Genomic DNA, 22,380 nt, shown 5'->3' on the forward strand with positions numbered 1-22,380 from the left:
CGCATGCTGTGTCAGTGCTGCTCGGCGAAGTGGACGTGGATGGCGTCGAGGAGGAGGCGGACGCGTGCGTGGGTCACGTGAGGTTTGACGGTGGCGAAGGCGGAGTCCAGTTCGGCAGGCGTACGGAACATGTACAGGAGGCGCTGCAATTCCCCGGCAAGGTCGGCGAGCTCCTGACAGTCCGGATGTTCGCTGGTCAGGATCTCCTCCAAGGCCTCGTCCACGCTGGCGTACTCCCCCGAGACCATGCTGCTGACGACGGCTGACGTCAGCGAGAATCGGTGACTCGCCTCCCAGTTGGACAGCGGCAGCTCCGTCAGGTTCGGGTGGAAGAGGAACTGGCGGTCACGGATGAGGGCGGCCAGCGAGTGCAGGAAGTCGGCAGGCGGATCGTCGCCGGCCGCCCGCGCCAGGACCTGGCGATACTCGGCGGGCCTCGTCTCGTACGCCTCGGTGCCGACCTCGTCGGCCAGGAGGTCGAGCAGGGATGCCAGCACCGCGGGCGGCATCGCCGCTGACGTCGCCCTGGAATCCAGCAGGTAGCGGGACAGGCGCTGGAGTTCGTCCTCCAGCGGTGCGGCGCCCGGGTTGCGCGACGCGACGGCGATACGCAGGAGGAGCCCCACCGCGCCTTCAGTGAGGAATTCGTGGTGCTGCGTGTTCATGAGGCGCATGTTACGGCGGGGACGGGAAGGCGGTGCGGACATAGAAGGTCCCTGAATCCGGCGAGTAGGCGAGCACGAGCTTCACGCTGTGGACCTGGGTTGGCTGGGCGCTGAAGCCGTGGGAGGCGAAGTCGGACTTCGAGACGGAGGATCCCGTCACGACGGGTTTGCCGTTCGCGTCCGTGACGGTGAACTCATCCAGCGTCGGCGACGAGCCGGGTTTGAACGTACCGTTGGCCACCCGTTGCTTCTGCTTCTCCATCCATTGCTCGATCGTCCTGATGTTGTCGGAGTCGTTGAGTGCGGCCTGCACATGCTTCTGGGCGGCGGGCAGGTCCCGGAAGGCCGAGGCGTCGACTCCCTGTTCCGTACGCGCATCCGTAGCTGGTCCGGGGTGAGGCCGACGTGCCGGTCGATCGTGTGGGCGTCCTTCCCCGGCCTCAGCGGGTCGTTCGGGGTGGCCTGGTAGGGGTTGGTCTCCCACTCCATCGAGGCGAGGTCGATGCCGAACCGGTTGTTCGGGTCTCGCGACTGCTCGTTGAGCGGGACGATCGAGCGGTCGAACTCGAAGAGCGAGCGCGCCCCGAACGCCTCCGCCAGTGCCGACTGCGACTGGAAGGTCGGTACCGCGCGCGAGGCCTCGCGCAGGGGTTCGAGCCGGGCCTTCACCTTCTGGGTCTGGGCCCGCAACTCGGTCTCGTAGGTGTCGACCGCCGCGTTGACGGCGTCCGTGTCGATGGCGACGAGCACCGCCGCGCCCAGGCCCTTCCACATCTTCTTGAGGCGCTCGAAGAGGTCCCCCACGCTCTTGATGTCGGCGACGTCGAGGATTGCCAAGGCGTCCTTGATGGCCTTGTACAGGATCTCGCGCAGCTCGGTACGGACCTTCTCCGCGGCCTCCGCGTACGAGCGGATGGCCTGGGCCAGGATCTGGGCCGTGGTGCTGAGGACGCCGAACACCGGGAGGCTCGTGCCCGCGCCCGTCTGCGGCTTGTGGGCCCACTCGTAGCCGGCCGTGTTCTTGCCCCAGGCCGTCGTGCCCCAGAGCGACGACACGAACTGAAGCATCGCCCCGTGCCAGTCGCCGTTGGCATTGTCCGTGATGGTGTCGATCGTGCCGCTGAGCTGTCCCTGGATGATGCCGATGCCCGTCTGGAACGGCAGCCAGGCTTGCGAGAGCTCGTTGACCCTGAGGTAGTTCGGGAGCGGCAGGATCTCCAGGGCCCGGCCGGCCCGCAGGGCCTCCTCGATCACGGTGCGCATCAGGGAACCGGGTATGTCGCCGTCGAAGACGTCGGCGAAGTCGTCGACGGGGTTGCCGTCGCGCACGCCGAAGGGTGGCGGGGCCGTGTAGGCCGGCGGGGCGGTGATGACCTGCGGCGGCGGCTGTGGTGCGAAGGGTGGGTTGAGCGGGTGGGTCGCCGCGTCCGCCTGCCGGAAGTTGTTGGCCGTGGTGGTGAAGCCGACCGCCGCACCGCCGACAGCGACGACGGCCTTACCGTGCACCTCCAGGGAGGAGGGTGACGACCGCGGCGTACTGGGTGGCGAACTCGGCTGTGACAGCGCCGGATCCGCCGACCTTGGAGTAGCCGGCGTGGACGTCGAGGAACTGCACGAGCGCCTTGTGGAACGACTGCTGCTCGACGGCGAGGGCCGCCGACACCTGGTACAGGTGGAACGGCTGTACGTCGAAGCCGCCGGGTGCCGTCCACGGGTTGGTCACCGCGGGCGGGGTCGGCGGCGGCAGTTGGGGCGGCGGACCTGAGCTCGGCGGGGTCGGTGACGCGTTCGGGCTCGGTGACGGCGTCGGCTGGGGGCTCGGACCGAAGCTAACATCACGGATCGTCAAACCGCATGAACAAGAGCATGGTTGATGGATAAGTGGCGCGCCTCACCCGGCGCGCGACCCGCCTGCCGCGGTCGGTCGGCGAACGAGCCGTGGCGGTCGGCTCCCGTCTGGGTCTCCGCCCGCCCCCCGCGCAAAACGTGCTGCCCTCGCCCCACAGAACGGCGGCGGGCCCCCGAACCGCCCACATGGCGGCCCCACGCACCCCAGCCGCCAGAACTATGGTGTCCCACCACATACGACGGTGACCAGCGTGTTTCTACGGTGTGGCGACACGCAAACGTCCCCGTCATCCGCCAGGAAGTGGTGCCGATGTCCTCCCCCGCGACCGCTCCACCCGCCGAGTCGAATCTCAAGCGCATCGTCGCCGCGAGTCTCATCGGCACCACCATCGAGTGGTACGACTTCTTCCTCTACGGCTCAGCCGCCGCGCTCGTCTTCAACAAGCTGTTCTTCCCCGACTCCGATCCGCTGGTCGGAACGCTGCTGTCGTTCCTCACGTACGCGGTCGGGTTCGCCGCCCGGCCGCTGGGCGCGCTCGTCTTCGGGCACTACGGGGACCGGCTCGGGCGCAAGAAGCTGCTGGTGCTGAGCCTGTTGCTGATGGGTGGGGCGACCTTCGCCATCGGGCTGCTGCCGACGCACGCCACCGTCGGTTCCGCCGCGCCGCTGCTGCTCACCGCGCTGCGGCTGGTTCAGGGCTTCGCGCTCGGTGGGGAGTGGGGCGGGGCAGTCCTGCTGGTGTCGGAGCACGGGGACGCCAAGCGGCGCGGGTTCTGGGCTTCCTGGCCGCAGACCGGGGCGCCGGCCGGGCAGCTGCTGGCGACGGGCGTACTGTCGGCGCTGACCGCGCTGCTCTCCGACGCGGCGTTCCTGTCGTGGGGCTGGCGCATACCGTTCCTGCTCTCCGGTGTGCTGGTCATCGTCGGCCTGTGGATCCGCCTGTCGGTGGACGAGTCACCCGTGTTCAAGGCCGCTCTCGCCGCCGCCGAGGAGCGGAAGGCGGCGGCCGGGCAGGTGGAGAAGATGCCGCTGGTCGCCGTCCTGAAGCACCACTGGCGCGATGTGCTCGTCGCCATGGGCGCCCGCATGGCGGAGAACATCAGCTATTACGTCATCACCGCGTTCATCCTCGTCTACGCCACGACCTCGGTGGGTCTCAGCAAGCAGACCGCGCTGAACGCCGTCCTGATCGCCTCCGCCGTCCACTTCGCCGTCATCCCCCTCTGGGGCGCGCTCTCCGACCGGATCGGCCGCAAGCCCGTGTATCTGATCGGCGCGGTCGGCGTCGGCGCCTGGATGTTCCCGTTCTTCGCCCTCATCGACACCAAGAGCTTCGGCAGCCTGCTGCTCGCCGTCACCGTCGGACTGGTCCTGCACGGGGCGATGTACGCGCCGCAGGCCGCGTTCTTCTCCGAGATGTTCGCGACCCGGATGCGCTACTCCGGCGCCTCCATCGGCGCGCAGTTCTCCTCGGTAGCCGCCGGGGCCCCGGCGCCCCTGATCGCCACCGCGCTGCTCGCCGACTACGGCTCCTCCACGCCGATCGCGCTGTACGTCATCGCCGCCGCGCTGCTCACGATCGTCGCCCTCGCCTGCGCCCGCGAGACCCGCAACCTCGACCTCTCCGACATGACCGAGGACACCACCCCCGCCGTGGTCCCGGTCCGGGCGGACGCCTGAGCCCTTCCTCACCCCGGCGAAGGCGCCGGTTCCCCCACGGGGAGCCGGCGCCTTCGCCGTCAGCGCCTCGCCGTCCGCGCCGCCGAGGCCCTCAGCGGGCGACCGCCGGCGCCATGGCGTGCAGGCGCAGGGCCAGTTGGATCTCCAGGGCGCGGGCCGGTGACTGCCAGTCGGGGCCGAGGAGGCGTCCGATCCGTTCGATGCGCTGGGCAACGGTGTTCACATGGACGTGGAGGTCGTCCTTCGTCCGCGCGGGGCTCATGCCGCTCGCGAAGTACGCGTCCATGGTCCGCACCAGGTCCGTGCCACGCCGCGCGTCGTACGCCACGACCTCGCCGATCGTGCGGTCGACGAAGCCCTCGATGTCCCGGCCGTCGGCGAGGAGCAGACCGAGGAAGCCCAGGTCCTCGGCGGCCGCACCCTCTCCGGAGCGGTGCAGCAGGCGCAGCGCGTCCAGGCAGCGGCGGGCCTCCCCGTAGGCGATCGCGACCTGGCCGGGGCGGGCGAGCGGCGCTTCGACGGGGGCGGAGGCGCCGACGGTGACCGGTTCGCGCACGGCGCCGCCGAGGTGCTTGGCGGTCTGCCGGGCCAGTTCGGCGGCGCTCTCGCCACGGCCGAGGGGAAGCAGCAGCACCGTCCCGCCGTCGCGCGCGGAGGCGAGGCCGTGCCGGGTGGCGGCCAGGTGCGAGGCGGCCGACCAGAGCCGCTGGCGGTCGGCGCTCTCCCGTACCCCGCTCTCCCCTTCGCTCCCCGCCCCGCCCCGGTCGATGCGGGCGGCGAGCACCACATGGGGCGCGTCGATGTCGGTACGGAGGCGGGCGGCGCGCTCGCGCAGCAGGCGGCGGTCCCGGTCGGGGGCGTCGAGGAGGTCGTCGAGCAGTTCGCCGCGCACCCGCTGTTCCGCCTCGCCGGCCGAGCGGCGGGCCAGCAGGAGCAGGGAGGTGACCAGGGCGGCCCGTTCCAGGGTGCGCTGGTCGACGGGGTCGAGGTCGGACTGGCCGCTCAGGACGAGGGCGCCGAAGGTCTCGCCGCCGGCCGAGACCGCGGCCACCCAGTGGTCCCCGTCCCGGATCGCGTGGCCGTCGGCGACCGGTGCGGTGGTCCCCGCGCCCTCGACGAACGCGACCGTGCCGCCGAGGACTTCGGAGACGGCGCTCGCGACGTCCGGGACGCCGCCGCCGCGCAGGACGAGTTCGGTGAGCCGGTCGTGGACCTCCGAGGCCCGTTCGATGACGCCGCTGTGCTCGCGGATGATGTCGTTGGCCCGCTCCAGCTCGGCGAGGGCGGAGCGGGTCTCCGCGAGGAGGTTGGCCGTGTCGATGGCGACGGCGGCGTGCGCGGCGAGGGAGCCGAGGAGGGCGACCTGTTCCCGCTCGAAGACGCGGGCGCGGCGGTCGGCGGCGTAGAGCACGCCGATGACCTGGCTGCCCAGAGTCAGGGGGACGCCGAGGATGGCGACGAGCCCTTCGTCGCCCACGGCGGAGTCGATGGTGGCGGTGTGCTGGAAGCGGGGGTCGTCGAAGTAGCTCTCGGTGACGTACGGCCGGGCGGTCTGGGCAACGAGACCGCCGAGCCCCTCCCCCATGCCGAGCCGGACCTGCTGGAAACGCGCCGAGACCGAACCCTCGGTGACGCGCATGTACGTGTCGCCGGCGACGGGATCATTGAGGCTGAGGTAGGCGACCTCGGTGCCGAGGAGGGAGCGGGCGCGCTGGACGATGGCGCGGAGCACCGCGTCGAGGTCGCGCAGTCCGGCGAGGTCGTGGGCGGTCTCGAAGAGGGCGGAGAGCTCCGCCTCGCGGCGGCGCCGCCCCTCCAGCTCGGCCCGCACCCGCAGGGCGAGCCGCTTGGCCCGTTCGAGCCCGGCCAGCGCCTCGGGGCCGGCGCCGCTCGCGCGGGCGAGCAGCACGGGCCGGTCGTATGCCTCCGTCGCGGCTCCTCGGGCGAGGAGTTCCAGGTAGGAGACCTGTTCTTGGGACATGGACACAGGGATACCTGCCGTACGGGTGATCGCACCAGCCCTGTGGACGACGCTCAGTGTGCGGTCCAGCCCCCGTCGAGGGTCAGGGAGGTGCCGGTGATGAAGGACGCCTGCGGGGTGCAGAGGTAGAGCACCGCCTCGGCGACCTCGTCGGGTTCGATGAGCCGCTTCAGCGCCGAGTCCTTGAGGAGGACGTCGGTCAGGACCCGCTCCGGGGGGATGGCGTGGGCGGCCGCCTGGTCGGCGATCTGCCGCTCGACCAGTGGTGTCCGCACATAGCCGGGGTTGACGCAGTTGGAGGTGACCCCGTGGGCGGCGCCTTCGAGCGCGGCGGTCTTGGAGAGTCCTTCGAGACCGTGTTTAGCGGCCACATAGGCGGACTTGTAGGCGGAGGCGCGCAGACCGTGTACGGAGGAGACGTTGACGATCCGGCCCCATCCCTGAGCGTACATGTGCGGCAGGGCGCCCCTGATCAGCCGGAAGGGGGCCTCCAGCATGACCGTGAGCACGGTGTGGAAGACGTCGGGCGGGAACTCCTCGATGGGGCGGACCAGTTGCAGTCCGGCGTTGTTCACGAGGATGTCGGCGCCCGCGGCGGCGGCCTCCGCAGCGTCCAGGTCGGTGAGGTCCAGGAGCTGCGGCTCCACCGTGCCGGGGAGGCCGGTGGCCTGGTCGGCGAGGGCTGCGAGCCCGTCGCCGGCCCGGTCGACGGCGCGGACGTGAGCCCCGGCGGCGGCGAGCCGGAGCGCGCAGGCGCGTCCGATGCCCCCGGCCGCGCCGGTGACGAGCGCGCTGCGACCGGTGAGGTCGAGCGCGACGGAGGCGAGGGCGGGAGCCGGGGCCGGGGCGGGGGCCGGCGCTTCGGCGGGAGTCACCGCCGGGCGGGGCGGGACGAGGGGTGCCGGGGCCGGGGCGGGACCTGAGGTGGAGGGGGCGCTCATGCTCCGCACCTTATGAAGCGCCCCACCCGCGACCGATGTGCGCTGCACCCATACTTCAGTGCTGTGGCGTGGTGTCGAACCATGTGGGTCCGTCGGAGAGCGCCTGCTCGATCCGGAAGCGCGCGAACCGCTTCAGCTCCGGGAGCCGGTCCACCTCGAACCAGCCGACCTCCGTGGACTCCTCGTCGTTCACCCGCGCCTCGCCGCCGACGGCCCGGCAGCGGAAGGAGATGTCCATGAACTGGCACTGGTCGCCGTTGGCGTACACGACGGGCTTGCGCAGGGTCTCGACGAGCACGACCCGCTCGACCTCGCAGCGCACGGCGGTCTCCTCGTACACCTCGCGCACGGCGCAGTCGGCGGGCTGCTCGCCGGGCTCGACGATGCCGCCGATGATCGACCACAGGCCGTTGTCGGCACGCCGGCCGAGCAGCACGCGACCCCGGTCGTCGAAGACGACGACGCTCACGCCCGGCAGGAACAGCAGCTGGTGGCCGGCGGTGGCCCGCAGCTCGCGGATGAAGTCAGGAGTACCCATGCCCCGACCCTAGGGCGTGTTTCGAAAGTAGCGTCGTCCGCCCGCAGGGCGGGGCCGGGGGCGTCTGGTGCGTGCGATCGCAAGGCGGAGGAAGGAGAGCGCAGCGGGCTGCGCCGACGACCGACAACGCAGCGAGCGTGCGTGCCAGGCGCCCCCGGCCAGACGGGACTTTCGAAACACGCCCTAGACGCCGCCGATCAGGCGCCTTCGGAGCGGGCCTCCCGGCGGGCGCGCAGGGAACGGAGCGCCGACCAGCCGAGTCCGGCGGCGGCGAGCGCGACCAGAAGCGCCTCGGGCAGGGTGCCCATGCGGGTGGCCGGGGTGAGCGAGGAGCGCAGCGGCACCTCGTCGACCAGCACGTCGGGGGTGAACATCCGCGATTCCCGCACGATCTTCCCGTCCGGCATGATGATCGCGCTGACGCCGCTCGTGACCGGCACGACGACGGAGCGGCTGTGCTCGACGGCCCGGACCCGGGACATCGCCAGCTGCTGGTAGGTCATCTCGCTGCGGCCGAAGGTGGCGTTGTTGCTCGGTACGGTGATCAGCTGGGCGCCATGGGTGACGGTATCCCGCACGGCCCAGTCGAAGGCCGCTTCGTAGCAGGTGGCGAGCCCTACGCGGGTCCCCGCGAGGTCGAAGACCCCGATCTTGTCGCCGGGGCCGAAGTCGCGGCTCACCCGGTCGACGTCGCTGTTGAAGAGGCGGACGAAGGGCCGCATCGGGATGTACTCGCCGAACGGCTGGACATGCCGCTTGTCGTAGGTGGCGACGGGGCCCTTCTCCGGGTCCCACTCGATGAGGGTGTTGCGCAGCTTGCCGGTGTCGGGGGCGATGACCGCGCCGATCACGGTCGGGACCCCGATCGCGCCGACCGCCTCGTCGATGACGTCTCTGGCGTCGGGGTTGGCCAGCGGGTCGATGTCGGAGGAGTTCTCCGGCCACAGCACGAAGTCGGGCTGGGGCTTCCGGCCGGCCTTGACGTCCTCGGCCAGCTCCTTGGTCCGGTTGGCGTGGTTGTCGAGGACGGCACGCCGCTGGGAGTTGAAGTCGAGCCCGAGGCGCGGCACGTTGCCCTGGACGGCGGCGACGGTGGCGGTGCCGTCCTCGGCCGCGCCGTCGACCAGGGGCAGCGCGGCGACGGCGCCGGTGACCGGCACGAGGACGGCGAGGACGGCCGCGGTGAGGGAGCGGCGCGCGAAGGCGCCGGTCACCCGGCGGGCGCGGAGCTGCCGGATGATCTCGTACAGCCCGAAGCCGCAGAGCGCGACGGCGAACCCGAGCACCGGGGTGCCGCCAACGGCGGCCAGGGGCAGGAAGACGCCGTCCGCCTGCCCGAAGGCGATCTTGCCCCAGGGGAAGCCGCCGAAGGGGACACGCGCGCGTGCCGCCTCGGCGAGGATCCACACCGCCGCGGCGAACACCGGCCAGGCGGGCAGTCGCGAGACGACCGCGATCCCCAGGCCCGCGGCGGCGACGAACAGCGCCTCCACCGCCGCGAGGGCGATCCAGGGCACGGGGCCGACCTCCTCGCCCGTCCAGACGAGCAGGGGCAGCAGGAAGCCGAGCCCGGCGAGATAGCCGAGGCCGAAGCCGGCGCGCGGCCGGCGGCCGTGGAGGGCCCAGCCGAGGAGCGCGAAACCGGGCAGCGCGAGCCACCACAGCGGGCGGGGCGGGAAGCTCAGGAAGAGCAGGATCCCGGACAGCGCGGCGGCGCCCGGCCGCAGGAGCCGCCGCCCGATGCGCCGGGGCCCGCCGTCGGCGGCCGGTTCGGGGTCCGGGGCGGGGCCGGAGGCGTCGACGGGGGAGATGGTGGTGCTCACACGCGGAGTCTACGGCGCGGCCCGCCGACCAGGGCGGGACGGGCGCCGGCGACGTCGGCGACGGAGTCCGACGCGGCAGCGCCCCGGTCTCGACGGAGGCCTCGCGTCCGGAGGCCGACCCGGGCCACTCCGCCTTTCTTGACAGGGACGACCCGCCGAGGCGCCGGTGGGGACGCTTCCCCGCCTCACCTGCGACCCGGGCGCCTCCCGCCCCGCCTCCGCCCCGTGCGGCAGGCCGTGCCCATCCCCCCTCTTGACCGGACCTCCCGGCCCCGTTGGCCGACCCCAGCTCCTCCCCACCCCACCGGCGCCTCCCGCCCCGTGTCCCCTGCCCTGGGCCCCTCGGCACCCCAGCCCCCGCCCCCGCCTCGTCCACCACTGCTGCAACGTTTCTGCGCTTTCTCTCCACAAACCCCTGCCGCCCCGTTACGGTGTCCGCCAGGCTGAACGGGGGTCGACGGGCATGGCTGCACCTGCGGTCGAGCGGGTGGCGGCGCGGGAGCGCGGCCGGGCGCCGGACGTCGCCGGGGCCCTGGTCCTGGGCGCCTGTGCGGCATGGTCGCTGATCAGCGCCGCCGGCCGGGACGCCCGCCCGGAGGGGATCCTCCTCGCCGTCCTCGCCCTGTCCGCCGGCTACGCCTGCGGCCGGATCTGCGGCACGCTCCTGCCGGTCGCCGCGGCGGCGGCCGCGTCGCTGGCGGCGCTGGGCCTGGCGCTCGCCTCGGGACCCGGCGTCCCCGGCGCCACTCCGGCCGCTGCCGTCCCTCCCGGTCACACGGGAGCGGCCGCGGCGCTGCTCGTCCTCGCGGCCGGCGCGGCCTGCTGCGCGGCCGCGGCGGCCGACGCGGGGCCCGTACGGCTGCTGCTCCGGGGGCTGGCGCTCGGGATCGCGGGCGTGGCTCTGGCGCTCGGCTCGGTGGTGGGCTCCCTCGCGGCGCTGGGGGTCCTCCTCTGCTCGCTCGCCGCGGTACGGATGCGGCGCCGGGCCGTCGGCCTGGCGGGGCTCGTCCTGGCGACCGGCCTGGTCGCCGGCGCCTCCTGGGCGGTCGCCGAGGACGCCCTGCCCGAGGGCCTGACGGTCTCGCTGGAGGGCCAGCTGACCGGCCACCGGGTCCTGCTCTGGCGGGACGCCGTGACGCTGGCGAAGGAGAACCCGCTCCTGGGCGCCGGTCCCGATCGGTTCGGTGCGCTGAGTCCGACGGCCCGGGAGACGCTCGCGGCGGACGGCAAGCCGCACTCGGCGCCGCTCCAGCAGGCGGCGGAGCAGGGCGTCCCCGGGGTCGTGCTCCTGGGCGCGGCCTACGGATGGCTGGTGTGGGGCCTGGGCGTCTCGCCCCGCTCGACGGCGGTGACGCTGACGGCCGGCGCCACGCTGACGGCCCTCGCGGCTCTGGCGACGGTCGGCAACGCGCTGAGCTTCACCCCGGTGACCGCGGGCATCGGCCTCCTCGCGGGCCTCGCGACGGCCCGCCCCCCGTCGGCGGACCCGCACGGCGCCTGGCGGGCGGGCGTCCGGGACGGCGCCTAGGCCGTGTCCGTAAAGTCTCGCCTGGCCCGCGACGCCTGGCACGAGCTCCCCCGTAGCCCTTCGGGCACGGGAGGTGCCCCCACGCTGCGTTGTGGGGATCGCCCGAGTACGCCCCGTACGAGGGCGACCCTCCGCCTTGCGATCGCACGCACCAGACGCCACGGGCCCTGCCCTGCGGACAGACGGCGCTCCTTTCCGGAAACGACCCAGGCCGTATTCGTAAGGTGCGGTCCGGCCGGCAACGCCCGTACACGCTCGCGGCCGGGCGTACGCGACGCCGGGCCCCGTTCAGGCGCTCGTCGGCCCCGTCGGGGTCGGTGGGGCGGGAGGGCCTGCGGCGTCGGGGGCGGGTGGGGTGACGGGGGTGGGCGTGGCGGGCTGGGTCAGGCGGCCGCGGATGACGCGGACGGCCTCCTCCGCGTCGTCGACCGTGACCGTGAACACGCGTCCGTCGACCAGTTCCAGGACGAGCGCCTCGCCCCGGCGGACGATGACCCCCATCCCCTTCTCGGGGCGCCACCGATAGCCCCAGCCGCCCCAGTGACGCGGGGTGACCGGGGCGACCTCGACGCCGACCACCTGGGAGAGCGGGATCCGGCGGCGCGGCACGCCGACGTGCCCGCAGCGGACCTCCAGCGCGGTGTCGTCGACCTTGACCGCCACATGGACGAAAGCGAGGGTGCCGAACAGCATCAGGAGCCCCGCCGCCACGCAGCCGATGACCGACATGAGCAGCGGCGCGATGCCGGAGGTCCATGGGGAGTCCACGGCCAGCTCGATGCCGAGCGCCACGAAGGCGACGCCCGCGAACGCCAGCAGCCACTGGAAACGGTTGGTGGCGCGGCCCGTCCAGACCTCGGGAACCGGAACGTCGGTGTTCGGCGGCCGGGGGTGATGGGGATGACGGCGATGGTCCCTCATGGCTCGCAGCCTACTCACACTCCGCTCACGCGGCGCCCGCTGCGCACCCGGGCCGGGTGCCGTCAGCGGGCCGCGGTCGCCGCTCCGAGCAGCCGCCCTTCCGCGTAGGAGAGGGCGGCGGACGGCAGTGCGGCGGGCCGGCCGCTGTGGATCACGGTCAGACCGCCGACGGGGGCCGCCGCGGACGCGGGCTCGGCGCCGATGCGGCGCAGCGCCTGTGCGGCGACTGCCCCTGCGGAGCCGTGGAAAACCACGTCGGGCAGGTCGGTGTCCTGGACGGCCGTACGGATCCGCTCGACGACCAGTTCGTAGTGCGTGCACCCGAGGACGAGGGCGTGGACGCCCCGGGGGGTGAGGGCGGCCGCGGCCGCCACGGCGCGCTCGACGGCGACCGGGTCGGCGCTCTCCACCGCGTCGGCGAGGCCGGGGCAGGGCACCTCGGTGACCTCGGCGCCTTCGGCGAACTCGCGGATCAGTCCGCTCTGGTACGGGCTGCCGGTGGTGGCCGGGGTCGCCCAGATGGCGACCTTGCCGCCGTTCGAGGCCGCCGGCTTGATCGCGGGGACGGTGCCGATGACCGGGATCCGCGGTTCGAGTTCGGCGCGGATGGCGGGCAGGGCGTGGACGGATGCGGTGTTGCACGCGACGATCAGGGCGTCCGGCTCGTGGGCCGCGGCCGCGCGGGCGACGGCCAGCGCGCGGAGGGTGAGGTCGTCGGGGGTGCGCGGGCCCCAGGGCAGGCCGTCGGGGTCCGAGGAGAGGACGAGATCGGCGTCGGGCCGCAGGCGGCGAACCGCGGCCGCCGCCGGGAGCAGGCCGATTCCGGAGTCCATGAGCGCGATCTTCACCCGGTCACCCTAGCCGACCACCCTTGCGTCCCCGGCGATCTGGGGCAGACTGCGGCGAATGAGCGCCATTGCCTGGATCGCCGTGGGTTCGCTGGCCGCCTGGGGGTGGCTGCTGCTGGGTCAGGGGTTTTTCTGGCGCACCGACCAGCGCCTCCCCGGAGACGTCGAAGACATCGGCCACGCGCGCGTGGAGCCGCGGCACTGGCCGCGCGTCGCCGTCGTCGTCCCGGCGCGGGACGAGGCGGAGGTGCTGCCGCTGAGCCTGCCGTCGCTGCTCACCCAGGACTATCCGGGCGAGGCGGAGGTGGTGCTGGTGGACGACAACAGCACCGACGGCACGGGCCGGCTCGCGCGGCGGCTTGCCGAGCGGTACGGCGGGCTGCCGCTGACCGTCGTCACCCCGGGCGAACCGGAGGCCGGCTGGACCGGGAAACTGTGGGCGCTGCGGCACGGGATGGCGCTGGCACGCGCGCGGGGACCGGAGTACCTGCTGCTCACGGACGCCGACATCGCGCACGAGCCGGACAGCCTGCGGCTGCTGGTGACCGCGGCCACGGCGAACGATCTGGACCTGGTCTCCCAGATGGCCCGGCTGCGGGTGGCGAGCGGCTGGGAGCGGCTGGTCGTGCCGGCCTTCGTCTACTTCTTCGCCCAGCTCTACCCCTTCCGCTGGATCAACGGCCGCCGGCCCCGCGCGACGGCCGCCGCGGGCGGCTGTGTCCTGCTGCGGACGGAGACCGCCGTGCGGGCGGGCGTCCCGGAGGTGATCCGGCAGGCGGTGATCGACGACGTGTCGCTGGCTCGCGCGGTACGCCGGGCCGGCGGGCGGATCTGGCTGGGGCTCGCCGAGCGGGTCGACAGCATCCGGCCGTACCCGCGCCTCGCCGACCTGTGGCGGATGGTGTCGCGCAGCGCGTACGCCCAACTGCGCCACAACCCGCTCGTGCTGGTCTGCACGGTCGCCGGCCTCGCCGTCGTCTACCTCGCTCCCCCGGTCGCCCTGCTGGCGGGGGTGTTCGGCGGCGACGCGATGGCGGGGGCGGCCGGCGCGCTCGCCTGGGCGGTGATGGCGGGGACGTACCTGCCGATGCTCCGCTACTACCGTCAGCCGCTCTGGCTCGCTCCGACGCTCCCCTTCACCGCTCTGCTGTACCTCCTGATGACGGTGGACTCGGCCGTCCGGCACTACCGAGGCCAGGGGGCGGCGTGGAAGGGCCGGACGTACACCCGGCCCCAGGCCGCCCCCGATCGGTAGTCGTACGGACGCGCTCCCGGGCCCCGGTCATTTGCGGCCGGGGGTCCAGTTCATGCCCCAGCCGTACGCCTGGTCGACCGTTCGTTGCGGGCTGACTCCACGCTGGGGGACGAGGTAGCGCGCCTCGCGCCGGACGACCAGGTCGCCGTTCTCCTGGGTGAGGAGGGCGAGGGCGCAGACGGTGGAGGGGACGGTGCAGTCGTCGAGCGAGAAGTCGACGGGCGCGCCGTGCTGTGGCTGGAGGGTGACGGTGGCGTGCAGGTCGGCGAAGCTGCGCGCGCCTTCGTAGATGGTGACGAAGACGAGGACGCGGCGGAGTTCGCCGCGGTGGTCGAGGTTGATGGTGAGGTTCTCGCCGGAGGCGAGGTCTCCGGTGCGGTCGTCGCCGTCGAGATGGATGTACGGCGGCTGGTGCAGGGAGCCGAAGGCGTTGCCGAGCGCCTGGACCACTCCTTTGCGGCCGTCGGCGAGTTCGTAGAGGGCGCACAGGTCGAGGTCGAGGTCGGCGTGCTGGGCGAGGGCGCGGCCGAGTTTGGCGCCCCAGCCGGTGAACTGTTTGCGGGTCTGCCAGTTCAGGTTCACGCGCAGCGCCCCGGAGGTGCCGCCCTGCTTGGCGAGGGAGACGGTCGGCGACTCCTTCGTCAGGGTGACTTTGGTGAGGCGTACGGGCTGGGAGGGTGCCGGCGCGGCGGGCGGCGGTACGGCTGCGGGGCGCGGGGCGGCGGCGGGCGGCGGTACGGCTGCGGGGCGCGGGGCGGCGGTGGGCGAGAGGGGCGCGGCCTGAGGGGCCGTCGGCCGTTGGGGCTCGTCGACCGCGATGCCGAAGTCCGTGGCGAGGCCCTCCAGGCCGGAGCCGTACCCCTGCCCCACGGCCCGGAACTTCCAGGCGCCCTGGCGGCGGTAGAGCTCCCCGAGGACGAAGGCCGTCTCCACGGTGGCGTCGGTGCTGTCGTACCGGGCGATCTCGGCCCCGCTCTCCGCGTCGAGCACCCGGATGTGCAGTCCGGGGACGCCGCCGAAGGTGCCGCCGTCGGCGGAGGCGGCGAGGACGATCCGCTCGACGGCCGGCTCGACACGCCCCAAGTCCACTTCGACGGCGTCCGTCACGGGCCCCGGCGCACCCCCGGAGGCGTCCTTCCCCTCGTGCCGGACGGCCCCGGAGGAGTGCCGCGGCTGGTTGTAGAAAACGAAGTCGGCGTCGGAGCGCACTTTCCCCGACACAAGGAGTAGCGCCGAGGCGTCGACATCCGGCACACCCGCACCTGAACGCCACCCCAATTCCACGCGCACCTTCCGCGCGGGCACCGGAACATTCGCTCCTTTAAGCATGGACACGCTCGCCCCCATCACGGCCGCTCGGACAACAAGATTTCTTTACGTCAACCTAATGCCGGGCATGCCGGACCGACCCGGCCGACCCGTGGGTAACCCCTCCCCAGCTCGGGTTTTCAAGATCGACGCTCTCTTGAGCGACCGTTTTTGTCGCGTTCGCTCGCATTGTCGATCGACAGTCGCGCAGAACCAGTCAAACAACCCTCTTATCGGGCTCCCCAACCAGCACATCGTGGGCTTAACTTATGTGCCATGACCTCCCCGCGCTCCACCTACGGAGGCGGTTACTACACCGCGCCGTCGTTCCCCGACACCCCGATCTACGACTCCCTGGTCGCCGAGCGGGGCACGCCTCAGATCGCTCCGATCCGAGTGCCTTCCGCCTACGACACCGGCAACAGCTACCTGCCGGCGCTGCCCTCGGCCCTGCCCGCCCTTCCGGCGGCACCCAGCCACTCCACCCCGTCCTACGGTGGCAACGCCTACGGCTACCCCCAGCCCATGCAGCAGCAGATGGCCCCCGTCCCGCTGCAGCACGCCCCGGCGCCGTACATCCCCCAGCAGCCGGCCGGCCCGCGCGGCTACCCGGGCGCCCAGCCCCAGCAGCCGCAGCGCCCGATGGGCACGGGGTACGAGGCGATGCGTCCGGCCGCCGCACGGCCCGCGCCCGCTCCGTACGACGACCCCTACAACCGCCCCTACCAGGGCGGGGGATATTGACCGACCCCGGAGCGGAGCGACTGGCAGGATGACGGCATGTCGATCGCTGTCGTGCGCTCCCTCCACGTCCACCCGGTCAAGGCGCTGCGCGGATGCGCGCGCGCCGAGGCGGAGGTCGAGCCATGGGGACTGGCCGACGACCGCCGCTGGGCCGTCGTGGACGCGTCCGGCAGCGTGATGACGCAACGCCGACATCCACGGATGGCGTTGGCGTCGGCCGAGCCGCTGCCGGACGGCTCCCTCAGGCTGTCCGCTCCCGGCCACGCGCCCCTGACCGTCGCGGTGCCACGGCCGTCGTCCACGATCCGGGTGGAGGTCTTCGACACTCCCGTGGACGCGGTACCGGCCGGCCCGGCGGCCGACGCGTGGTTCAGCGCCTTCCTGGAGACCGAGGCCCGGCTCGTCCACATGGACGAGCCGGCGCACCGCCGTCCGATCAACCCGGCGTACGCGCTGCCCGGCGAGACGGTGAGCTTCGCGGACGGCTATCCCCTTCTGGTCACCACCTCCGCCTCCCTCGACGCCCTCAACGCGCTCATCGCGCAGGGCGAGCACGCCGGTGAGGGACCCCTGCCGATGGACCGTTTCCGGCCGAACGTGGTCCTGGACGGCACCGCGCCCTGGGCCGAGGACGACTGGACCCGGCTCGCCATCGGCGAGGTCACCTTCCGGGTCGCCCGCTCGTGCGGCCGGTGCGTGGTCACCACCACCGACCAGACGACCGCCGAGCGCGGCAGGGAACCGCTGCGGACCCTCGCCCGGCACCGCAAGGACGGCAACCGGCTGATCTTCGGGCAGAACCTGGTCCCCGAGCACACCGGCACCCTCCGGACCGGCGACGAGGTCAAGATCCTCGACTGAGGCGCACGCGCCCGGCCGCCCGCCCTGGCGTGTCGCGAGGCAGCTCCTCCCGCCCGCCGTCGGCTGAACCACCGGCGCCCGCACCGACGCCTCTCTCCAGGGCGCCGTGGACCGACGACGGCGGACGCCCGGTGTCCCCGCCGATGGAGCGGGAGACCGCCCGGACCCACGTCGTCGTCGGCGTCTTCGCGGCGGCCCTGACCGCCGTGTTCCTCGAGGCCGCCGGACGGGCGGTCGTACGCCGTCTCGTACACCGTCGGTACGCACGCCTCGACCGTGCGTGGGCCCGGACCGGTCGCGGCTGGGGCCGTACGGACGCGGGCAGCTGACTCGTCAACCCCTCGCCCCCGCGCGCGCTACGGTGGGGCATCGGATCAGCGGCGTCGCATGAGGCGGGGGCAGAACACACCCATGGCACAGGGCACGGTCCAGGTCACGCACACCGGCACCTCGCGGTGGCGCCGGCGCACGGGTGAGTACGCCTCCCTCGCCGCGGCTCTGGAGGCCGCCGGAGACGGCGACGTCCTCACCGTCGCGCCCGGCACATACCGCGAGAACCTCGTCATCCAGCGGGCCGTCACCCTGCGCGGGCCCGAGGGCGGCCTCGGCTCGGTCCGGATCGCCCCGGCCGACGGCGTGCCGCTCACCGTCCGCGCGTCCGCCACCGTCCAGGACCTGCACGTCGAGGGCCAGGACACGGCCGCTCCCGCGCTGCTGGTCGAGGACGGCACACCGGAGCTGCTCGACCTGCGGATCGTGACCCGCTCCGCCGCCGGGCTCGAGGTCCGCGGCGCGGCCCGGCCCACCGTCCGGCGCTGCACGGTCGACAACCCCGCCGGGGTCGGGATCGCCGTACTGGACGGCGCGGGCGGGGTGTTCGAGGAGTGCGAGGTCGTCTCGGCCGGCCAGTCCGGCATCTCCGTGCGCGGCGGCGCGCACCCTCGGCTGGAACGCTGCCGGGTCCACCACGCCTCGGGCGCGGGGATCACCGTCAACGGCGAGGGCAGCGGCCTGGAGGGAATCGGCTGCGAGGTGTACGAGATCAAGGGCGCCGGGCTGCAGATCGCCGCGCGCGCCACCGCCCACCTCACCGACTCCTCCGTGCACCGCACCTCGGCCGACGGCATCACGCTGGACACGGACGCGGTCCTCACCCTCTCCGACTGCGACATCCACGACATCCCCGAGAACGCCGTCGATCTGCGCTCCCGTTCCGTCCTGACGCTCACCCGCTCCACCGTGCGCCGCTTCGGGCGCAACGGCCTCTCGGTGTGGGACCCGGGCACGCGGGTGGACGCCAACCAGTGCGAGATCCACGACAGTACGGGTGACTATCCGGCGGTGTGGGTCAGCGACGGTGCGACGGTCGTCCTCGACGCCTGCCGGGTGCACGACGTGCCCGACGCGCTGTTCGTCCTCGACCGGGGCTCCCGCGCCGACGTCGTCGACAGCGACCTGTCGCAGGTGCGGAACACCGCGGTCTCGGTGAGCGACGGGGCGACCGCCCAGCTCGACGACTGCCGGATCCGGGAGGCCTCCACGGGCGCCTGGTTCCGCGACCACGGCAGCGGCGGCACGCTGAGCGGCTGCACCATCGACGCCGTGCAGACCGGGGTCATCGTCACCAAGGGCGCCGACCCCACGATCGAGCGCTGCACGGTCACCTCGCCGGCGGAGGCCGGGTTCTACGTCTCGGCGGAGGGGCGCGGCTCGTTCGCAGGCTGTCGGGTGACCGGGAGCGGCGGCTACGGCTTCCACGTGATGGACGGCTGCCGCACCACCCTGCGCAAGTGCCGCACGGAGCGGTGCGCGCGCGGCGGGTACGAGTTCGCCGAGGACGGCCCCGTGGCGGAGGAGTGCACGAGCGACGAGAGCGGGGTGCGTACGGCTCCGGCCGACAGCGGCTCCGTCCTGACCGCGCACGCCTCCGCGACCCGGACGGCGGGACTGCTCGGGACCGTCCCGGGGCCGCGCGCCGCCGCGCCGCCGGTCGGGGCGGACCCCGAGCCGGTTCCGGCCGTGGTCGCGGCGCGCTCCTCGCAGGACGTGCTGGGCGAACTGGACGCGCTGGTGGGCCTGGAGAGCGTGAAGCTGGAGGTCCGCACGCTGACCAACATGATCGAGGTGGGGCGCAGGCGCCAGGAGGCCGGGCTCAAGGCGGCCTCCGTCCGCCGCCATCTGGTCTTCACCGGCAACCCCGGCACCGGCAAGACGACGGTGGCCCGGCTCTACGGCGAGATCCTGGCGTCGCTCGGCGTCCTGGAGCGCGGCCACCTGGTCGAGGTGTCCCGGGTCGACCTGGTCGGCGAGCACATCGGCTCGACCGCGATCCGTACCCAGGAGGCGTTCGACCGGGCGCGCGGCGGGGTGTTGTTCGTCGACGAGGCATACGCCCTGTCGCCCGAGGACTCCGGGCGGGACTTCGGGCGTGAGGCGATCGACACCCTGGTGAAGCTGATGGAGGACCACCGTGACGCGGTCGTCGTCATCGTCGCCGGCTACACCGCGGAGATGGAGCGGTTCCTTACCGTCAACCCCGGTGTGGCGTCCCGCTTCTCACGGACCATCACCTTCAGCGACTACGTACCGGACGAGCTGGTGCGGATCGTGGAGCAGCAGGCCGACGAGCACGAGTACCGGCTCGCGCCGGGCACGGACGAGGCGCTGCGGAAGTACTTCGGCGAACTGCCGAAGGGCCCGGCGTTCGGCAACGGGCGCACGGCCCGCCAGACGTTCGAGTCGATGGTGGAGCGGCACGCCGGCCGGGTCGCCGTGCTCGCCGAGGCGAACACGGACGACCTGACCTTGCTCTATCCGGAGGATCTTCCCGAACTCCCCTGAGGCGCGGCCCCGTCGCCGCCGCGCCCGGTCCCCTCGGAGCGCTGGCGGGGCAGGGCGGGCGGCAACCGGTCGAGGAGTCCGGTGCGTTCGTCGGCGAAGGACGGGTGGGCCTGGTAGTCGGAGTGCCCCAGGATCGGTTCGGGCAGCGGGTGCGCGTGGGTCCGGCCGTAGGCGACGGGGTCGAGCAGGACGGGGCAGTCGACGGCGGGCTTGTCCCCCTCGGCGGGCACCCGGACAGGGCCGCCGATGGGGTCGGTGGCGCGGTAGAGGTTGCTCCAGCAGTGCACCGTGCGGTGCAGCCCGCGCAGGGCGTCCGGGCCGAAGTAGGCCGGGAACCACCGGCCGTAGAGCCGCTCCAGCGGGGAGCCGTAGGTGAGCAGCGCGACCCGCTTGCGCGTCGCGGGCGGGAGCTGCCAGACGGCGGCCGCGGCGAGCACGCTGCCCTGGGAGTGGCCGGAGATGACGAGCCGGCCGCCGGTGTGGCCGGTCCAGGAGCGCATCCGCCAGGTCAGGTCGGGGACGGCCCGTTCGGCGTAGCAGGGCGGGGCGAAGGGGTGCGCGGCGCGCGGCCAGAAGGTTCCGACGTCCCAGAGGATGCCGATGGTGCGGCGGGCGGAGGGGTCCTTGTAGGCGCGGCGGCCCCAGGTGACGAACAGTATGAAGCCGAAGCCGATCATCCAGGAGCCGAGGGCCTGGGCGGTGTCGGCGGCGGAGGCGATGGCCGGGTGGGCGCCGTCGAAGGCGCGCCCGGGGACGTTGTCGCTGGCCCAGGCGCCGGCGACCGACGCGGCGCCGAGCAGCAGGGTGGCCCCGGAGACGATGCCGACCAGGGCGGGCGCGGCGTCGGTGAGTCCGGCGCGGGCCCGGCCGGAGGCGATGCGTCCGGTACGGACCGGGTCGGGGTCCTCCGTGCCGTAGTCGGTCTCGACGACGGGCCCGAGGCGGCGGGCGGCCCGCGCGGTCCGCAGGGCGAGGAACGCGCACGGCACGAGGAGCATCAGGAGCAGCACCGGGATGACGGACGCCTGCCAGCTCAGCAGCACGGGCGGCCCGACGAGCGGCCCCTCCCCCATGCCGGGGGTGGCGGGCCCGTCGAGCCAGTCGGCGACGCGCTGGGCGACACCGCCGGACATGACGCCGCCGAGCGCGCAGGCCAGCATGGCGACGGCGGGTCCGCCGAGGCCGTACATGGCGGTACGGGGGTGGCTGTGGGGACGGTGCAGCAGGAGGGCCACGACGCCGAGGGCGACGACGAGTCCGCCCTGGGCCAGGGTCAGGGCGCCGAAGGCCACATCGCCGGGGAGGGTGCCGGTGGAGCGCCAGCCGGGCCGGGACCATCCCGCGTACACGACGGCCAGCAGCAGCACGACGAGGGAGGCGCCCGGCAGCCAGGAGACGAGCGCGCGTTCGACGCGCAGGTCGAGGCGCTTCTCGCTGCGGCCCCGGCGGCAGACCACCCAGAGGATGACGGCGGCGAGGACGACGAGGGCGGCCTGGAGGCCGCGGCCGAGGTATTCGCCGAGGGAGTCGGCGGCCTGCCGGTCATGGCGGACGGCGGCGCCGGTGAGGGCCGCCGCCACGGTGAGGAAGCCGACGGCCGTGTGGGCGGCGCGGAGCCGGGCGACGATCCGGCGCCCGTACCAGAAGCCGGGGCGGCCGAGCGCGGGCCGGAGCCGGACCGGGGGTTCGGCGCCGGCGGAGGAGGCGGAGGCGTCCGCCTCGGCGGGGTCGACGGTGGCGGCTTCCGCGTCGGAGGAGTCGGCGTCCGGCGCGGGCGCGATCAGCGGCGCGGCGGCGGGCGGACCGGGCGCGATCAGCGGCGCGGCGGAGGCCGTCTGCGGGGTCTCGGCGGCCAGGTCGTCGTACCCGGTGGGCGGGCGCTGCGCCTCGTACGCGCTCCAGGTGCGGTTGGAGAGATACCAGAGGAGTCCGACGAGCACGGCCGGGACGACCGAGGCCAGGGCGAGGCGGCGGCCCGGCTGGGACCACCAGCCGCCGCGGTCGGCGGAGAGGAAACCGAGCCAGGAGCGGTCCTCCGCGCAGGCGGCGACACCCGCGCACTGCCACGCCGTCAGGTCGAGCGCGACCTCACAGGCGGCGGCGGTGAGCAGCGCCGTCAGGGTGAGCGCGACGAGCCGCACCAGGACTCCGTACAGCCGCAGCAGGCCGGCGCGGCCGTGTGCGGGCGGGCGCATCCAGTGCGCGAGGTTGGCCACCATGAACGGCAGGAGCAGCAGCCACAGGGCGCGGGCTCCGTTGCCGGAGGTGAGGTTGGACCAGCAGTACGCCTCGGGGACCGGCCGGTCGGCGTAGCGCTCGGGGTGCTCCTCGGCGTCCAGGTCGTCGGCACGGCGGTGCATGGCGGCGGTCGTGTCTCCGGTGACCCGGACGGTACGCGGGTCGTCCAGCATGTCCTGCGGCGTGGCGCCGCCGACACCGTGGACGAGGAGTTCGAGCGCCGCACCCCCGATCTTCCGGACAGGTGTGGCAGGGGACACTTCGGTGTCTCACTCTCTGGATGGGAGTATGCGACGGCACACACAGGATCGCGGAAGGCCGCGGGGTCGCGCAGGGCCTCTCACGGAATCCGTCGGCAA

Annotated in this window: 18 protein-coding genes; 7 read left to right on the forward strand and 11 right to left on the reverse strand. The window is 73.5% G+C overall.

Translation table 11 applies throughout. The annotated features are described in order from the left end of the window. Nucleotides 1-11: 11 nt before the first annotated feature. The 3 genes from ACFZBD_RS08975 to ACFZBD_RS08985 all read right to left on the reverse strand — a co-directional run bounded on the left by ACFZBD_RS08975 (nucleotide 12) and on the right by ACFZBD_RS08985 (nucleotide 2,388). Nucleotides 12-665: a hypothetical protein gene (locus ACFZBD_RS08975; protein WP_391137912.1), complete on the reverse strand. Its 654-nt coding sequence runs from the start codon at nucleotides 663-665 to the stop codon at nucleotides 12-14. Between the two features lie 10 nt (nucleotides 666-675). Further along, on the reverse strand, nucleotides 676-1,668 hold the full coding sequence (locus ACFZBD_RS08980; protein WP_391138546.1) for an RNase A-like domain-containing protein: 993 nt from the start codon (nucleotides 1,666-1,668) through the stop codon (nucleotides 676-678). Nucleotides 1,669-2,160: 492 nt separating this feature from the next. Continuing rightward, complete coding sequence (locus ACFZBD_RS08985) at nucleotides 2,161-2,388, reverse strand: hypothetical protein (protein WP_391137915.1); 228 nt, start codon at nucleotides 2,386-2,388, stop codon at nucleotides 2,161-2,163. A 435-nt stretch (nucleotides 2,389-2,823) separates the two neighbouring features. On the opposite strand from ACFZBD_RS08985, the gene ACFZBD_RS08990 reads away from it, so the two are divergent. Beyond that, nucleotides 2,824-4,194: an MFS transporter gene (locus ACFZBD_RS08990; protein ID WP_391137918.1), complete on the forward strand. Its 1,371-nt coding sequence runs from the start codon at nucleotides 2,824-2,826 to the stop codon at nucleotides 4,192-4,194. 91 nt (nucleotides 4,195-4,285) lie between these two features. On the opposite strand, the gene ACFZBD_RS08995 is transcribed toward ACFZBD_RS08990, so the two are convergent. The 4 genes from ACFZBD_RS08995 to lnt all read right to left on the reverse strand — a co-directional run bounded on the left by ACFZBD_RS08995 (nucleotide 4,286) and on the right by lnt (nucleotide 9,477). Next, complete coding sequence (locus tag ACFZBD_RS08995) at nucleotides 4,286-6,175, reverse strand: GAF domain-containing protein (protein ID WP_391137920.1); 1,890 nt, start codon at nucleotides 6,173-6,175, stop codon at nucleotides 4,286-4,288. A gap of 53 nt (nucleotides 6,176-6,228) precedes the next feature. After that, nucleotides 6,229-7,116, reverse strand: a complete 888-nt coding sequence (locus ACFZBD_RS09000; RefSeq protein WP_391137923.1) for a 3-hydroxybutyrate dehydrogenase — start codon at nucleotides 7,114-7,116, stop codon at nucleotides 6,229-6,231. A 55-nt stretch (nucleotides 7,117-7,171) separates the two neighbouring features. Continuing rightward, nucleotides 7,172-7,654, reverse strand: coding sequence for an NUDIX domain-containing protein (locus tag ACFZBD_RS09005; protein ID WP_391137926.1), 483 nt, complete (start codon nucleotides 7,652-7,654; stop codon nucleotides 7,172-7,174). Between the two features lie 197 nt (nucleotides 7,655-7,851). Next, the gene (gene lnt, locus ACFZBD_RS09010) at nucleotides 7,852-9,477 is read right to left on the reverse strand and encodes an apolipoprotein N-acyltransferase (RefSeq protein WP_391137929.1); all 1,626 of its coding nucleotides are present in this window, start codon (nucleotides 9,475-9,477) and stop codon (nucleotides 7,852-7,854) included. A 463-nt stretch (nucleotides 9,478-9,940) separates the two neighbouring features. Here lnt and ACFZBD_RS09015 point away from each other — a divergent pair, with 463 nt between their 5' ends. Beyond that, nucleotides 9,941-11,005, forward strand: a complete 1,065-nt coding sequence (locus ACFZBD_RS09015; RefSeq protein WP_391137932.1) for an O-antigen ligase family protein — start codon at nucleotides 9,941-9,943, stop codon at nucleotides 11,003-11,005. A 288-nt stretch (nucleotides 11,006-11,293) separates the two neighbouring features. Here ACFZBD_RS09015 and ACFZBD_RS09020 read toward each other — a convergent pair whose 3' ends face one another. Together ACFZBD_RS09020 and ACFZBD_RS09025 are read right to left on the reverse strand one after the other, a co-directional pair. Continuing rightward, nucleotides 11,294-11,926: a hypothetical protein gene (locus tag ACFZBD_RS09020; protein ID WP_391137935.1), complete on the reverse strand. Its 633-nt coding sequence runs from the start codon at nucleotides 11,924-11,926 to the stop codon at nucleotides 11,294-11,296. A 62-nt stretch (nucleotides 11,927-11,988) separates the two neighbouring features. After that, nucleotides 11,989-12,774, reverse strand: a complete 786-nt coding sequence (locus tag ACFZBD_RS09025) for an aspartate/glutamate racemase family protein (protein ID WP_391137938.1) — start codon at nucleotides 12,772-12,774, stop codon at nucleotides 11,989-11,991. Between the two features lie 58 nt (nucleotides 12,775-12,832). Between ACFZBD_RS09025 and ACFZBD_RS09030 the strand changes: the two genes are divergently transcribed. Beyond that, a complete protein-coding gene (locus tag ACFZBD_RS09030; protein ID WP_391137941.1) occupies nucleotides 12,833-14,029 on the forward strand; it encodes a glycosyltransferase in 1,197 nt (398 codons plus the stop codon). A gap of 27 nt (nucleotides 14,030-14,056) precedes the next feature. Here the strand turns inward: ACFZBD_RS09030 and ACFZBD_RS09035 are convergent, their stop codons facing one another. Then, nucleotides 14,057-15,376 carry a TerD family protein gene (locus tag ACFZBD_RS09035; RefSeq protein ID WP_391138549.1) on the reverse strand — a complete coding sequence of 440 codons (1,320 nt, stop codon included), beginning with the start codon at nucleotides 15,374-15,376 and terminating at the stop codon, nucleotides 14,057-14,059. 237 nt (nucleotides 15,377-15,613) lie between these two features. Between ACFZBD_RS09035 and ACFZBD_RS09040 the strand changes: the two genes are divergently transcribed. The 4 genes from ACFZBD_RS09040 (at nucleotide 15,614) to ACFZBD_RS09055 (ending at nucleotide 19,783) form a co-directional block, all read left to right on the forward strand. Further along, nucleotides 15,614-16,081, forward strand: a complete 468-nt coding sequence (locus ACFZBD_RS09040; RefSeq protein ID WP_391137944.1) for a DUF6643 family protein — start codon at nucleotides 15,614-15,616, stop codon at nucleotides 16,079-16,081. Nucleotides 16,082-16,117: 36 nt separating this feature from the next. After that, on the forward strand, nucleotides 16,118-16,942 hold the full coding sequence (locus tag ACFZBD_RS09045) for an MOSC N-terminal beta barrel domain-containing protein (protein ID WP_391137947.1): 825 nt from the start codon (nucleotides 16,118-16,120) through the stop codon (nucleotides 16,940-16,942). Between the two features lie 131 nt (nucleotides 16,943-17,073). Next, nucleotides 17,074-17,271, forward strand: a complete 198-nt coding sequence (locus tag ACFZBD_RS09050) for a hypothetical protein (RefSeq protein WP_391137950.1) — start codon at nucleotides 17,074-17,076, stop codon at nucleotides 17,269-17,271. Nucleotides 17,272-17,353: 82 nt separating this feature from the next. Beyond that, on the forward strand, nucleotides 17,354-19,783 hold the full coding sequence (locus ACFZBD_RS09055) for a right-handed parallel beta-helix repeat-containing protein (protein WP_391137953.1): 2,430 nt from the start codon (nucleotides 17,354-17,356) through the stop codon (nucleotides 19,781-19,783). On the opposite strand, the gene ACFZBD_RS09060 is transcribed toward ACFZBD_RS09055, so the two are convergent. Further along, nucleotides 19,753-22,281: a hypothetical protein gene (locus ACFZBD_RS09060; RefSeq protein WP_391137956.1), complete on the reverse strand. Its 2,529-nt coding sequence runs from the start codon at nucleotides 22,279-22,281 to the stop codon at nucleotides 19,753-19,755. The genes ACFZBD_RS09055 and ACFZBD_RS09060 overlap by 31 nt on opposite strands. Nucleotides 22,282-22,380: the final 99 nt, after the last annotated feature.

This window comes from Streptomyces sp. NPDC008121 (assembly GCF_042957155.1).
Lineage (GTDB): Bacteria > Actinomycetota > Actinomycetes > Streptomycetales > Streptomycetaceae > Streptomyces.

Coding starts and splice junctions, on each gene's coding strand:
- ACFZBD_RS08975 (WP_391137912.1), bottom strand. CDS start 665: ATGAACACGCAGCACCACGAATTCCTCACTGAAGGCGCGGTGGGGCTC.
- ACFZBD_RS08990 (WP_391137918.1), top strand. CDS start 2,824: ATGTCCTCCCCCGCGACCGCTCCACCCGCCGAGTCGAATCTCAAGCGC.
- ACFZBD_RS08995 (WP_391137920.1), bottom strand. CDS start 6,175: ATGTCCCAAGAACAGGTCTCCTACCTGGAACTCCTCGCCCGAGGAGCC.
- ACFZBD_RS09000 (WP_391137923.1), bottom strand. CDS start 7,116: ATGAGCGCCCCCTCCACCTCAGGTCCCGCCCCGGCCCCGGCACCCCTC.
- ACFZBD_RS09005 (WP_391137926.1), bottom strand. CDS start 7,654: ATGGGTACTCCTGACTTCATCCGCGAGCTGCGGGCCACCGCCGGCCAC.
- ACFZBD_RS09015 (WP_391137932.1), top strand. CDS start 9,941: ATGGCTGCACCTGCGGTCGAGCGGGTGGCGGCGCGGGAGCGCGGCCGG.
- ACFZBD_RS09020 (WP_391137935.1), bottom strand. CDS start 11,926: ATGAGGGACCATCGCCGTCATCCCCATCACCCCCGGCCGCCGAACACC.
- ACFZBD_RS09030 (WP_391137941.1), top strand. CDS start 12,833: ATGAGCGCCATTGCCTGGATCGCCGTGGGTTCGCTGGCCGCCTGGGGG.
- ACFZBD_RS09035 (WP_391138549.1), bottom strand. CDS start 15,376: ATGGGGGCGAGCGTGTCCATGCTTAAAGGAGCGAATGTTCCGGTGCCC.
- ACFZBD_RS09040 (WP_391137944.1), top strand. CDS start 15,614: ATGACCTCCCCGCGCTCCACCTACGGAGGCGGTTACTACACCGCGCCG.
- ACFZBD_RS09045 (WP_391137947.1), top strand. CDS start 16,118: ATGTCGATCGCTGTCGTGCGCTCCCTCCACGTCCACCCGGTCAAGGCG.
- ACFZBD_RS09055 (WP_391137953.1), top strand. CDS start 17,354: ATGGCACAGGGCACGGTCCAGGTCACGCACACCGGCACCTCGCGGTGG.